This window comes from Halobacillus mangrovi (assembly GCF_002097535.1).
Classification (GTDB): Bacteria; Bacillota; Bacilli; order Bacillales; family Halobacillaceae; genus Halobacillus; species Halobacillus mangrovi_A.
The window spans coordinates 3934027-3948358 of sequence record NZ_CP020772.1 but is presented as its reverse complement, the minus strand read 5'-3'; the positions used below and the strand labels follow the sequence as shown (position 1 = coordinate 3948358).

The 14332-nt window shown below is 41.5% G+C and carries 11 protein-coding genes and 1 riboswitch; of the genes, 5 read left to right on the top strand and 6 right to left on the bottom strand.

Going from position 1 to position 14332, the window contains the following annotated elements; translation table 11 throughout:
- Positions 1 to 130: 130 nt before the first annotated feature.
- On the bottom strand, positions 131 to 1168 hold the full coding sequence (locus HM131_RS19650) for a ribonucleotide-diphosphate reductase subunit beta (protein WP_085031411.1): 1038 nt from the start codon (positions 1166 to 1168) through the stop codon (positions 131 to 133).
- Between the two features lie 14 nt (positions 1169 to 1182).
- Entirely contained in the window at positions 1183 to 3417 is a 2235-nt protein-coding gene (locus HM131_RS19645) for a ribonucleoside-diphosphate reductase subunit alpha (protein WP_085031409.1), read from the bottom strand.
- 138 nt (positions 3418 to 3555) lie between these two features.
- A riboswitch (cobalamin riboswitch) is annotated at positions 3556 to 3731 on the bottom strand.
- A 199-nt stretch (positions 3732 to 3930) separates the two neighbouring features.
- Between HM131_RS19645 and HM131_RS19640 the strand changes: the two genes are divergently transcribed.
- Positions 3931 to 4611: a class I SAM-dependent methyltransferase gene (locus tag HM131_RS19640; protein WP_085031407.1), complete on the top strand. Its 681-nt coding sequence runs from the start codon at positions 3931 to 3933 to the stop codon at positions 4609 to 4611.
- Positions 4612 to 4872: 261 nt separating this feature from the next.
- Here HM131_RS19640 and HM131_RS19635 read toward each other — a convergent pair whose 3' ends face one another.
- On the bottom strand, positions 4873 to 5736 hold the full coding sequence (locus HM131_RS19635; RefSeq protein WP_085031405.1) for an alpha/beta hydrolase: 864 nt from the start codon (positions 5734 to 5736) through the stop codon (positions 4873 to 4875).
- Positions 5737 to 5977: 241 nt separating this feature from the next.
- Here HM131_RS19635 and HM131_RS19630 point away from each other — a divergent pair, with 241 nt between their 5' ends.
- Positions 5978 to 6403 carry a pyridoxamine 5'-phosphate oxidase family protein gene (locus tag HM131_RS19630; protein WP_085031403.1) on the top strand — a complete coding sequence of 142 codons (426 nt, stop codon included), beginning with the start codon at positions 5978 to 5980 and terminating at the stop codon, positions 6401 to 6403.
- 21 nt (positions 6404 to 6424) lie between these two features.
- Here HM131_RS19630 and HM131_RS19625 read toward each other — a convergent pair whose 3' ends face one another.
- Positions 6425 to 7333: a cation diffusion facilitator family transporter gene (locus HM131_RS19625; RefSeq protein WP_085031401.1), complete on the bottom strand. Its 909-nt coding sequence runs from the start codon at positions 7331 to 7333 to the stop codon at positions 6425 to 6427.
- 228 nt (positions 7334 to 7561) lie between these two features.
- Entirely contained in the window at positions 7562 to 8938 is a 1377-nt protein-coding gene (locus HM131_RS19620; protein ID WP_085031399.1) for a DUF2254 domain-containing protein, read from the bottom strand.
- 471 nt (positions 8939 to 9409) lie between these two features.
- On the opposite strand from HM131_RS19620, the gene HM131_RS19615 reads away from it, so the two are divergent.
- Positions 9410 to 9856 carry a GNAT family N-acetyltransferase gene (locus HM131_RS19615; protein WP_085031397.1) on the top strand — a complete coding sequence of 149 codons (447 nt, stop codon included), beginning with the start codon at positions 9410 to 9412 and terminating at the stop codon, positions 9854 to 9856.
- Between the two features lie 90 nt (positions 9857 to 9946).
- The gene (locus HM131_RS19610) at positions 9947 to 11401 is read left to right on the top strand and encodes an aldehyde dehydrogenase family protein (RefSeq protein ID WP_085031395.1); all 1455 of its coding nucleotides are present in this window, start codon (positions 9947 to 9949) and stop codon (positions 11399 to 11401) included.
- A 125-nt stretch (positions 11402 to 11526) separates the two neighbouring features.
- On the opposite strand, the gene HM131_RS19605 is transcribed toward HM131_RS19610, so the two are convergent.
- On the bottom strand, positions 11527 to 12696 hold the full coding sequence (locus HM131_RS19605) for a pyridoxal phosphate-dependent aminotransferase (RefSeq protein ID WP_085031393.1): 1170 nt from the start codon (positions 12694 to 12696) through the stop codon (positions 11527 to 11529).
- A 282-nt stretch (positions 12697 to 12978) separates the two neighbouring features.
- On the opposite strand from HM131_RS19605, the gene HM131_RS19600 reads away from it, so the two are divergent.
- Positions 12979 to 14310, top strand: coding sequence for a CoA-disulfide reductase (locus HM131_RS19600; RefSeq protein ID WP_085031391.1), 1332 nt, complete (start codon positions 12979 to 12981; stop codon positions 14308 to 14310).
- The last annotated feature ends 22 nt before the right edge of the window (positions 14311 to 14332 follow it).

Sequence of the window (14332 nt, the reverse complement as noted above, 5' to 3'; positions counted from 1 at the left end):
TGATCCAGCAGCTGAGCTGGATCATTTGGGTAATAAAGCTGGCGATGGTGCCGGGTTTGTTAAGCAGGTTTCAGTAGTATCAGGTATCTCCGGGTTGTACAGTTTCTTATACCGACTATACGCAGGTTCACTACAATTCATCAAAGCCATTTGTTTCGGAAACTTTTGTGTACTGTCTTGATTTTTGTTCAAAGAAGTCCGATTTGCCTTCGTCAACCTCTTGATAGGCGCGTATCCATTTCAATGGGTTTTTCTTATACTCAGGAAAAGGCTTTTCAGCTCCTAGCTGCTTGCTTCGTTTATTCGCCATAAAACGGATGTAATCCTCCAAATCATGAATAGGAATACCCGGAAAGCGGTCTCCGATGATATGGTGAGCCCATTTAATCTCTAGATTGGCCGCTTTCGTAAAGGTTTCTTTTACAAAATCAAGATATTTCTCTTCATTAAGCTCTGGGTTTTCATTCAGGGTCTCTTTAAATATACGGGCAAACAAGGTGACGTGGATTTGCTCATCCCGATTAATGTAATTGATCATGGTGCTTGTTGAGACCATCTTATTGTTACGAGCAAGGTTATAGAAAAAGGCAAACCCGGCATAGAAGAATAAACCTTCCAGCACAACGTCATATACGATGGATTTTAAGAACGATTCGACTGAAGGGGAGTCTGCAAATTCCTCATATCCATCTGTAATGAATTGGTTGCGCTCGATTAATATTTCATCATGCTTCCAATACTCGAAAATCTTTTCCTGTTCTTGTTGATCTACAAGTGTAGAAAGAACGTAAGAATAGGACTGGTTATGAACAACCTCTTGAAAAGCAAGAACCTGCATGAGAGCAGACAAACTGGAATCTGTTAGATAATCGGCAATCTTTCCCGAATAGTCGGTTTGGATAGAGTCCAGAAAAGCCAGGAGTCCAATGATTTTCTTGAAAGATGACTGTTCCTGATCGGATAAGTTCTGCCATTGTTTTAAGTCGTTGCTCATATTGATTTCGTTAGGAATCCAAAAATTTGCGAGCATGTTTTTATACATCGGATAAGCCCAGGAATATCGTGTATCGTCCCAGTTTAACACGTTAGAACTTCTTCCATTAATGATACCGGTGGAAGCATTCGGGGCCTTATGGTCAATTAGTTTTCGTTTTTGTATATCGATCATGTTAGGTGCCTCCTTTAAGATGAACAACTCTCGCAGTCGTCGTATTCACCCTGGCTTGAAGTGGAGCGGGTGTAATAAGTCGTTTTCAATCCTTGTTTCCAGGCGTCTATATGCAAAGCTAGAAGTTCTTTCGCATGAATGGTGTTGCGTACATATAGATTGAAGGAGATTGATTGATCGACGTATTTTTGTCTGATGGCATTTTGTTTAATGCTCCAGTGCTGATCAATGTCATAAGCCGATTTGTAATACCAATATGTCTCTGGAGTTAAGTCGGGTGCTGTCACTGGAATCTTATAATCCTTTTTCTCTTCCGAATAGAACTTTTTGAAAATCGGATCGATGCTTGCTGTACTACCAGCAATAAGGGAAGTGCTGGAGTTTGGAGCCACAGCGAGTAAATAACCGTTCCTCATTCCTTGTTTCTTCACCTTGACCTGTAAGGATTTCCAATTCCAGGTCCCTTCCTTGTTGTAGGAACGTTTTTCAAAGAAATCACCTGTCTCCCAATCTGAACCTTCAAATAAAGGATAGCTTCCTTTTTCTCGCGCAAGATCACTGCTTGCTTCAATCGTGTAGTAAGCAATTGCTTTATACACTTCATGCACATAATCAAGAGCCTGTTCTGATTCCCATGCAATCTTTTTCTTCGCAAGCAGGTGCGCCCAGCCAAACGTTCCAAGTCCAATTCCTCTGTAGTTTCGGTTTGTCAACTGCGCTTGAAGGACAGGGATTGTGTTTTGATCAATCACATTGTCGAGCATGCGGACTTGGATCGGGATTAGTTTTTTCAATACACCTTCAGGAATGGCTCGTCCTAAATTAATACTTGATAAATTACATACGACAAAGTCTCCTGGTGATTTCACCGAAATGATTTTTCCGTCCTCTACATATTGTTCCTCCTGAATGGTAGGGCGCTGGTTTTGAGTAATCTCTGTGCATAGGTTACTACAGTAGATCATGCCTGCGTGGTTATTTGGGTTCATCCGGTTGACTTCATCTCTATAAAACATATAAGGAGTTCCTGTTTCCAATTGACCGACCATAATGCGTTTCATAATGTCTATGGCAGGAACTTTTTCTTTCGATAGTTCAGGATGTTCCACGCACGCCATATATTTGTTCCGGAACGATCCTTCCCCTCGTTTTTCATCAAAAGAATCCTCAAGTGAAAAGCCCATAACATGGCGCACTTCATGAGGGTCGAACAGATACCAGTGTTCTCGATTTTCAACAGCTTCCATAAACAAGTCGGGAATGGAAACGCCTGTGAACAAGTCATGGGTACGCTGGCGTTCATCACCATTGTTTAATCGACTATCTAAAAATGGAAAAATATCCTTATGCCAAACATCCAAATAAACGGCAACAGCCCCTTGACGCTGCCCTAATTGATCCACACTGACTGCTGTATTGTTTAACTGCTTCATCCATGGCAGAACTCCTGATGACACTCCTTTAAATCCTCGGATATCGCTTCCTCGGCTGCGAATTTTACCTAAGTACACTCCGATTCCGCCGCCGTGCTTACTAAGGTTGGCGATATCAGTGTTACTGTCGTAAATCGACTGAAGGCTGTCATCAATGGTATCTATAAAGCAAGAGCTCAGTTGTCCGTACCGTTTTCCTGCATTCGCAAGCGTAGGGGTGGCAACAGTCATATATAGGTGGCTTAAGGCCCAATACGCTTCTTGTACTCGTTGTAGCCGGTGGCTTTTCTCTTCTTGAGCCATTAACATCATGGCGATGATCATGAATCTTTCCTGCGGCAATTCAAACGTTTCCTTGGATTTTGAGCTGGCCAAATAACGATCGCTCAACGTTTTGAGACCAATGTACGTAAAAAGGTGATCTCTTTCTGGCACAATCGCTGTTTCGAGCTGCTTTATTTCATGCTTTTCGTAATATGTAAGAATCTTTGGTGTATAAATGTCTTCTTCAATCAAAGTTTCAATTAGGTGAAAGAAGTTTTCGTAGGGCTTTTCCTGGCCACGGTTTTTTAGTGATGTCTCATAAAGCTGATTTAAATGAAGACGACTTGCCAGGTAGGTCCAATCTGGTTCTGTTTCATCCATTTCTGATAAACATTCAAGAATCAGTGCTTTTACTTGTTCCGATTCAGTCATTTCACTAAGACCTAATTCAGGGATTTTTTCTACAATCCGGCCTAACTCTAAAGTTGGAAATGCTTGTTGGAGATTATTAATGTGGTCCGTCCAATTCTTTTTATAGGTAATAGCAGTCATGATTTCACTCCTTATTTTATTCCAGAATATAAAAAAATCCGCTCAACAATTGAGCGGATGAAACCATGAAATAAGAGTAGGTTCCCAAACCTGATCTTCATTCCATCGTTTCATCTTCTCAATCCCCGAAGAAGTTGAAACTTCTGCAAACGAAGACAGGTCTCCTGGCTCGCACCCGATTCTACTCTGGTCCTTCCCGTACATGTGGTACAGTGGATTATCCATTTCGCGAGTGCTTACAGTTGCGGGGGCAGCTCCGGCTTCACACCGGATTCCCTATTAAGCCTATTGGCATCTTCTGTTCGCGGATACTATATATAGTGTTATAATAAAATTAAATTAGCTTATATTGTGTTATTATCATATCGAAGATGGATAAAAGATGCAATCCTAAAGATTCGCATATAGGTTTCGGAATCCTTGAGTCACGCCTTTTAAAGGACAGAAAATTTTTTATTTCCTATGGTTTTCATTATAATTGAAGTAGCTAGCTGATGACTGAGGGGGAGAAGAATGACTGAAGATTTTAATTGGCACGTAGAAGCTGAAAGAGTATGGAATGACAAGGCTGAATTCTGGAATTCCAGGAGTAAGGACATGTGGGAGGAAGGAAGCCGAAAGACAATAATTCCTTTTATCAAGGAGCATATAGAAAAAGGGAATCATATCGCTGACCTTGGATGTGGGGATGGTTACGGGGCTTACAAATTGTACAAAGAAGGCTACCGTGTTACAGGTCTAGATTTATCACAGGACATGATAGAAAGGGCAAATAAGCGCTTGGAAATGGATAGGTTGTCCTTTGTACAAGGAGATCTTACAAAACTTCCATTTCAAGATGAATCTTTTGATGGCCTTATGGCTGTGAATTCGCTGGAATGGACAGAGATTCCCTATGAAGGACTGGAAGAAATGAAACGCGTACTTAAACCAGGTGGAAAGCTTTGTGTCGGCATTTTAGGACCAACAGCCATGCCGCGGCTCAATAGCTACCGTAGAGTCTATGGAGAGAAGGTTGTATGCAATACGATGATGCCATGGGAGCTTGAAAAAATGGCTGAAGAAACAGGCTGGCGCATCCTTGATGGTCACGGCGTTTACAAGAGGGGAGTAGAACCCTCGGCCGTTATGCACCTTACTGATGACTTAAAACAGGCGCTTACGTTCATGTGGGTTTTCATCTTTCAAAAATAAAAAGTTCTTGCCTTTTGGAGAAAAGGGAGTATGATTGTTTTTAATCACTCATAAAGTGAACCAATGAGGAGGGATAATGATGGCTTGGGTCCATGCGATTTTTTCCATGCGGTTTATCTTTATTAGTTTCTTTTCATTAACGGCATTAAGTCTGATTACGTTTCAATCAGTAGTAATATTTCAAGCATTTTTAGATTTTTTTGAAATTTTCCAGCGAAAATAAACCAGGACCTGCTTTGGGTCCTGGTTTTTTGTTTGATTTTATGGCTGACTTTTAATGTTCCAAAGAAACTCGCCGAGCATGTGATCGACCTCTGGATGTTCATGCAGCCCTGAGTGGGTGGCGGCTTTTCCATATACTAAATGCTCTTGATAACTTCCAAACGGAACGATTTTGCTTAAACTTTGAACACTTGACGTATGAACAAGGCCATCCCAATAATTCTTTTCTAAATCATTTGGATTAACCACTCCAGCAATGGCTAGCACCTGGACATTTTGGTCAAAGTCTTCTTTATGTTGAAACAGGTAATTCAAAGCTTCTGAACCTGGCCTTAAATCTTCGGTGGCAGGGCCATTATTATTCTTGAAGTATTCCTGTTTCTCGATTCCTTCGAAAGGACTGGCGATCACCGCAAGCTTTTGTATGACCGGGAACCCTTCTTGCTGGTTATTCATCAAGAAACTTGCGGATGCCAATCCTCCCATGGAGTGGCCGACGAGGTTAGCTTTTTCTATGCCGTGCTTCTCATATAAGGTGGACATGACCTTCTGCATCCAAAGGGTTTGACTTTGAAGGCTGGCTCGATTATTTTCAAACAAAACCTGGATCATAGGATTCATGTTATGCGGAATCCCGCCTCTTACTGACAGTTCTCCATTAGCGCGTACATAGACGACCATTCGTTTAGATCCCCAATTCGAATCTTGGAACCGATCGATCATTTTCCCAAAACTCATTGGACCGCCTTTAAAGCCATGGACGAAGATGGTGGGAACAAGATCTGAGGAATTTTCAGATCGGGTCGGTGTCGATTGAATGAAAAATAGGGTCAATCCTAATAAGATGGATGTCAATATTATCGACAGGAATTTCTTTTTATTTGTGTAAAACCTTGAAGTCATGAACGATCCTCCTGAAATTGGCTATTTTTATTTTAATACAAAACAGCCTGGTTGTTGAAGGGCTCTTTATTTAGAAGTGCGTCCACTTTTTTATCATACCCTCTAGGAAAACAAGGCACACCTAATTGTTATGGGAAATTCAAGGGATGATGGATGGAGGCACCAATTGAAACATTAAAATGTTTATATTTTACAAGGACGAGGGAAAACTGAAATTACACTAAATGAAAGGGGATTGATCATGAATCAAGAAGAACTAAGAAAAAAGATCTATCATATCATGGATCAACATAAAGTTGGAACGTTGGCTACGGTAAAAGGAAACAAACCACATACGCGTTATATGACTTTCAGTAACGACGATGAGTTTACATTCTACACCCCTACAAATAAAGAAACGCATAAAGCTGAAGAAATTGATGAAAATCCTCACGTTCATATTCTGATCGGATATGAAGGGGAAGGATATGGAGACAGCTACCTCGAAGTCGAAGGACAGGCCAAGATCCGTGATGATCAGAAGATTAAAGACTGGCTCTGGACGGAACAAATGGAGCGCTGGTTTTCAGGGAAAGGTGATCCGGAATATATCGTCCTTGAAATTTATCCTGAATCGATCCGTTTAATGAACGCGGATGCGGATACTCCGGAAACATTAGAACTATAAGAAAAGTGACTAGCTCTATAGCTAGTCACTTTTTTCATAAAGGTGAAGGTTTGAAATGGAACAGGGTTCATCTTCATATTCAATTTCAATGGTCACATGCTCCAAGTGTATAGAATGAATGATTTCTTTAATTTGATCTTTCACACGGCATACTTCTTCTTTATCTGCATCTGCAGGAACGACAACATGGGTAGAAAAGGCGTGGTTTTCCCCGTCCATCGACCATAAGTGCGTATGGTGAGTGGAAACAACACTGTCAATGGCATTCATTTTATGAATAATGTCTTCTAAGTTGATATTTTTTGGAACGCCTTCTAAGAACAGTCTCATCGTCTGGATAAAGTTAAGAACTACATTGTATAAGATGTATAGGGTTATTCCTATAGACGCTAATGGATCGAGGATCGGAACATCCACAAATGTCATGATAATACTAACAATGAGAACAGCTACCCAGCCAAGAACATCTTCAAGCAGGTGCCATGTCATCACTTTTTGGTTCATTGAATCCCCGCCCTGGAGTTTAATGACGGCAGCTCCGTTGACGAATATTCCTAGGATTGCAAGCAGCATCATCCCTGTCGTATTCGGGGTAACAGGATTAAGCAGACGTGGGACAGCTTCAAACAAAATAAATGTAGATCCGACAATGAGCACAACGCTGTTAATTAAGGCGGCCAACAAGGAGAATCTTTTATATCCAAATGAAAAGTCACTGGAGTGATCCTTGTTTGAGAACTTTTGCAAAAACCAGGCAAGTCCTAAGGAAAGCGAATCTCCCAAGTCGTGCAAAGCATCAGACAGAATGGCCATACTGTTGGTTAATAGTCCGCCTATGATTTCGATAATCGTAAAGCAGAAATTTAAAAAGAAGGCGGTTTTGATCTTGCCTGTTGAAGAGTCTGCATGATGATGGTGGTGATGACCCATGTGTCTAACCTCCTTATCTGATATATGAACATATGCTCATATACAATTTTATTGAAGCTAAGTAGGCTTTGTCAATAATCTTTACCCTTTTAGAGATAAAGCAAATCAGTACCATCATTATCATTGACATAAAGCTCGACAGCTATTATTTAAAGCTCCATGTCTAACACAATGGAGAGAAAAATATTAGAATGTGGAATAAGTAAAGCTCCAGGCTTAGCCTGGAGCTCAAATTTTTTCAGGATAGAAACGACGCTCAATCGCGTTATAGTCAAACTGATGGTTCGTTAAATCTGCTAGCTTTTTAACTGCATTCAGTAAAAAGACTTTATCTAAATTATAGATGATTTCTTGCTCGATATGGTCTAAGGTATTGCAGGCAAACTCCCATATCCGGTCATGCTTGGACGTATCGATAGATTCGGCTACCATAGCTAGGGCGGAGATCAGTTCTGTAATGATCAAATGATTATCCCGTGCGTAGTGACGAATGTAACCGAAGCCTCGATAGATATAATATTCAAAGGACTCGGATAATAAAATAACTCTTACTTGTCCCTCATTATCTTTAAGATAAGGGGTAAAGGTAATATAATCCTCAACGGTAAGCATAAGTTCAGCCATTCGAAAAATCGTATCAGAAGCAGTTTTTGGGTCATCATTTCCTAAGGACTTAATCGCAATTTCCGCTAACTTATGCATTCCCATTTGGATATCTTGAAGCTCAGTTTCTTTATGACCGATCTCAACCATTCGGCAGTATTTTGTTTCATCAACTTGATTAGCTCCAGGTCCCCAGTAACTGAGCATTTGATTTCCTTCTAATATATAATCCCCAACCTGGGAATGGAATTTTATAATAATATTATCCTTACGTGCTTCTTCAATCATGCTTTTATAATTGACAATTTGTAAGTAGCCTGATTTTACTGAGTCCAGTCCTTTTTCTCTGTCGCGTTCATCTTCCATCAAGTCTCCAGGTTCTTCGGTACGGTACGCTTCCAGTTCTTCACTCAGCGTCTTATTTATGATGGATTCTGAAGATTGTTTCATGGTTTCTGTAATGTTATGAACCTGCATCCAGGTTGTAGCGTGATTTATGAAATAAATGAACGTTACAGCCGCGATAAAGGCAAGGGCTACTGTAATAATAGGGACGGCTACATACGCTTCTTTAGTTTTGTTGCCAATAAAAAGAAATACGAGCAGGACATAAACAAAGCTTCCGTTAAATATGCCGAGCGCATGCTGGGTTCTTCGATCAGAGATAAAGTTTAACAGCATCCTTGGAGAGAATTGCCCACTGAACGTTGTAAGAACAACAAGAAGGGAGTTGAGTGTGAATGCACTCAGTGTAAGAATGCCACCAATGAGAGTACTGACGAGCATACGGGTAATATCCCCACTGATTCGGAAAAACTCATATGTTTGCTGATCCAACTCCACAATTAAGTCAAGAGTTAGAGTAGCGGCGACGAAGACAATCGACATCGAGATATAAAAGAGAGGCATGTACCATATTGCCGATTGCACTTCATGTTTACGCTGTCGTTTAGACATTTGAAAATATTTTTTTAGTGAAACGGGTAAAAGATCGATCAACATCTTCAAGGCTCCTTAATGATTTTATTGTAGAGTTTTAGTTCCCACTTAAAATCACCCTTAAACGATAAATATTATTTCTATAAAGTAAATTTAGATGATTAGTAAATGTTAACGAAGCTTACACCATTATCAAGTCTCCTATTCCAGAAGACTTGGACCAAAGGTAATTGTATGTTTTTGTGAGGCATCTGTTTCTGTTACCAAGTACCAGGAAAGATGTGCGGGGATTACGGCAAGCTTCCTCGGTTTACCAACCTGCGGGATATTGCCAGCCCATCCATTTCCACAGGATTCTTACAATTTCCCCCGCAGGAAAGCGAGTTATTTTCAAGCCATCCCTAACTTTTTCAGATACGATGCCAAATTTTATGTTGAATAAAGTGATCGACACAACTTAGAAATAAAATATTAGTCACTTAAAGTAGATTCAGGTATAGTAACATTAAATTTATTCAAAAGGATGAAGTTTAAATGAAGTGGATGCAGAAAACATTTGATGAACTGTCAAAAGAAGAACTTTATAACCTACTAAGGCTAAGAGTCTCTATATTTGTTGTCGAACAAGAATGCCCTTACCCTGAAATTGATGGACGGGATAAAGATTCCTTACATATTTGGATTGAGGAAAACGATGAAATAGTTGCTTATTGTCGCATTGTGCCTCCTGAAACAGAAAAAGAACATTATGCCATCGGACGAGTCTTAGTTGTAAAAGAAAAACGCGGAGACGGATACGCTAGGCAAATAGTGAATCGAGCAATTGCTATACTCAGGGACGAGATGAAGGTTGATCATATTTGGCTGCATGGACAGGAACATTTACGTCAATTTTACGGGTCATTTGGGTTTAAGGAAGTTTCAGAGGTTTATTTAGAAGACGGTATTCCTCATGTCGATATGTTGATGAAAGTAGAATAACCATAGGCTTATGCTCTCCCACACGTTTATTAAATGATACCCGGTGGAACATAGCGGAGTGTGATGAACTTCCGTAGGAGGGAAACAAACATGAGTCCTAAAACATTTACGAAACAATACATTAATGGAGAATGGATATCAGGTTCAAGTGATAAGAACGTTGAAAATGTTAATCCATATACCCAGCAAACGATTGCGACGATTCCTTCAGCAAATGAAGAGGATTTGAAAGAAGCATACAAAGCGGCGGAAGAAGCTCAAAAAGAATGGATGCAGCTGACGCCTGGGAAAATTCAAGCCTATTTCACTGCACTGCTGGATATCGTTCATGAAAGAAAGGACGAAATCATTGACTGGCTTGTAAAAGAAGCCGGCAGTACGTTAGTCAAAGCAGAAGTGGAGTACCAGGCTGCAGTTGGGATCATCCGCGAATCAGCTTCTTTCCCAACTCGGATGAGTGGCCAGATCCTGCCATCCAATACACCTGGAAAGGAAAATCGAGTGTATCGCTCTCCAAAAGGAGTGATCGGCGTCATCGGTCCATGGAATTTTCCATTCCACTTAGCCATGAGGTCGATAGCACCAGCGATCGCAACAGGAAATACAGTTGTAGTAAAACCAGCTTCTGACGCTCCCGTTACTTCCGGTCTTTTAATTGCCGATTTATTCGAAGAAGCAGGATTTCCAAAAGGAGTAATCAATGTTGTCGTAGGGCGCGGCTCTGAAATCGGGGACGCGTTTGTGACCCACCCAATACCAAAGTTGATTTCTTTCACTGGCTCAACTGAAGTGGGGAGTCATATTGGTGAACTAGCTGGTAAGCACATTAAAGAAACTGCGCTGGAACTTGGCGGGAACAATGCCATGATTGTATTAGACGACGCAAATATTGAAAAAGCAGTAGAAGCGGCTGCCTTCGGTAAATTTTTGCACCAGGGACAAATTTGTATGTCACTCAATCGCATCATTGTGCACGAAGCCGTGTATGATGAGTTTGTTCAAGCTTTCAAAGAGAAAGTGGAAAGTTTGAAAGCCGGAGACCCTTCTGAACAGGACACCGTTATCGGACCATTGATTAATAGCGAGGCTGTTGAACGTATTCAAGAGGATTTACGTAAAACTCTTGAGCAAGGAGCAAAAATACTGACAGGCGGTGAAGCGGAGGGCAATGTCTTTCAGCCGACTGTTTTGATAGACGTAACGAATGCCATGCCGATGGCTCATAATGAGGTCTTCGGTCCTGTCGCTTCTGTGATCAAAGTTTCTAATGAAGAGGAAGCTGTTAAAACAGCTAATGGTTCTCATTATGGATTGAGTGGAGCCGTGTTTACAGAAAATGTTCACCGAGGAGTAGAAATTGCAAAACGAGTAGATACGGGAATGATTCATATCAACGATCAATCCGTCAATGATGAGGCCCATGTTGCCTTTGGCGGTGAAAAAGAGTCTGGAATCGGACGTTTTGGCGGTGAATGGGCACTCGATAAGTTTACAACAGTTAAATGGATTGGAGTTATGAACGGCTATCGTGAGTTTCCATTTTAAGTAGAAAAAAGCTGTCTCTTATATAAGAGACAGCTTTTTTTGGCTAGGAGAATGATAAAATTTCTGTCTGCGGATACCTTGTCCTGGTCAGCGACTTCCAGCTCCCGGGCGCTTGCGCTTTTGTTCTATTTAGCGAAGCGTTTAAATCGCTCGACCGCATCTTTTAAAGTTTCGTCAGAATTGTTGAGTCCGATGCGAACAAAACCTTCTCCATGTTCGCCAAAACCGATGCCTGGAGCGACAAACAAACCGACTTCCTCTAATAATGCGTCGGCAAATCCCTCGGATGTATATCCTTCAGGGACCTTGAGCCATGCAAAGAAAGAACCTTTGCAAGGTTTGACGTCATAGCCTGCTTCTTCTAAACCTTCAACGAGCAAATCTCTTCTTTTTTCATAAGTGTTATTTAGCTCCCTCACGTCTTCCTGAGAATGGGTCAGCGCTGTGGCGGACGCTTCTTGTAACGCACCGAACAAACTGCAGAAATAATGATCCTGAATGTCTTCAAGCGCTTTAATCACGCTTGGATTACCGACAGCAAAAGCAACTCGCCAGCCTGCCATGTTGTAGGTTTTGGACATCGTATAAATTTCAATACCGACTTCCTTTGCCCCTGGTACCTGCATGAAACTTAATGGTTTTTTTCCGTCGAACCCGATGGCCCCATAAGCAAAATCGTGCACGACGCAAATATCATCACGGTCAGCAACCTCAATCGTTTTCTCGAAAAAGTCACGGTCCGCTACCGCGCCTGTTGGATTGTTGGGGTAGTTCAAAAACATCAGCTTAGCTTTTTTCAAAGTTTCTTTATCTATGGCCTCATAGTCGGGGAGGAATTGATTCTCCTCCAGAAGCGGCATCGGCTCCATTATGCCGTTAGCAATGGCGACACCTGACCAATAATCCGGATAACCGGGATCAGGCATTAGTGCTACGTCCCCTGGATTCATAAAGCACTGACTAAGCTGGACAAGTCCTGTTTTACTGCCAGGAAGAATAGCAATCTCCGTTGCTGGGTCTAGATCGACATCATACTCATTTTTATAATAATCAACAATCGCTTTTTTCAAAAAGTCAAAACCTTGAAAGGGTGGGTATTTATGATAGACAGGGTTTTCAGCCGCTGTTTGCAGAGACTTTACGATATGCTCTGGAGTCGGCTGGTCCGGGTTGCCCTGACCTAAGTTGAGAGCGTCATGTCCTTTCTCGAGGTGTTTGTTTAGTTTGTTTACTAGTTTGGCAAAAAATTGATCTGGAAGACGCTGCATAGCATCTGAATATGTGAATTGCTTCATAGAACCCCACCTTTACTATTTTTAGAAAAGTCTCACAAAAAGATATTATCGCTAGTGTAACATTTTCTATCAGCGTTAGGGAACAATGAATGGTAGATAAGGACAATGGTGAGGCGTACGGGAACAATCTCTCTGAGATAAGGAACAATATAGACTCGTAAGGAGACAATGACTAAAAGATCGGGAACAAACCTCCTTATTAACTCTGAATGAATCTAGAGATTTCAAGAGATCCTTTTCAGGGTAAAAGAGAGTAGAGGCTATTTGGAAGGAGTGTTTTGGATGAAAATTGTTATTATTGGGGGCGACGCTGCAGGAATGAGTGCAGCAATGCAAATGGTAAGAAACAGTGAAGGGCACGAAATCATCGCCATCGAGCGTGGGGAAGTGACTTCCTACGGCCAGTGTGGTCTTCCATATGTGGTAAGTGGGGATGTTGAGAAGGCAGAAGACCTCATTGCCAGGAAACCAGAAACTTTTCGAGATAAATATGGAATCGACGTACGCACGTTACACGAAGTGACGAAAGTCGATTGTGATCATAAAATCGTATACGGAATCAACCATCGTTCTGGAGAAGAATTTGAGCAAAAATATGACCGGCTGCTGATCGCAACTGGAGCTGATCCCACCTTACCGCCATGGGACGGCCGTGACTTAGAAGGAATCTTCTCTTTAAAAACGATTCCTGATGTAAAAGAGATTATGGATGATCTCTCCCACGATGTACAAAATGTCACCATCATTGGGGGAGGATATATTGGGCTTGAAATGGCGGAGAGTCTGATTCAAATGGGGAAGAATGTAAGGATTATCGACCGAGGTAACCAGCTTGCGAAAATTTTTGATGAGGATATGGGCAAGCTTATCCATGAAGAAGCAGAAAAACAGAGTGTTGAGCTTAAGTTAGGAGAATCAGTCGAAGAATTTCAAGGAGACGTCCGAGTAGAAAAAGTCGTCACGGATAAAGGGGCGTACAATACTGATTTTGTTTTAGTTGCTGCAGGGGTCTCCCCAAACACCGCTTTTCTCGAAGGAACAGGAATTTCTAAAGGGATGAAAGATGCCATTGAAGTAAATGCCTTTATGGAAACGAGTATTTTGCATATTTACGCGGCTGGCGACTGTGCGACCCAGTTTCATCGAATTAAACAAAGAGCTGATTTTGTTCCATTAGGCACGCATGCAAATAAACAGGGAAGAGTGGCAGGTTTGAATATTATCGGCAAGCGGAAAGTATTCCAGGGCATTGTCGGTACATCGATTTTGAAGTTCTTCGATTTAACACTCGCGCGGACAGGAATATCCGAAAAAGAAGCGAAGCAGGAACGTATCCATTTTAAGAAGGTGACGATAGAATCGACCCATGCGGCCGGTTACTATTCAAAAAAAGATCCAATGACGTTAAAACTTTTATACCACCAAGATTCCAGAAAGCTTCTCGGAGGGCAGATTATTGGCAGACTAGGCACAGATAAGCGACTCGATGTTCTAGCAACAGCGCTTTACCATGACATGACGGTAGATGAATTGGCAGACTTAGACCTTGGTTATGCTCCTCCCTACAACAGTGTTTGGGATCCTATCCAGCAGGCTGCACGAAGAGCAGACTAAATCGAAGTAAAGGGAACCCGAT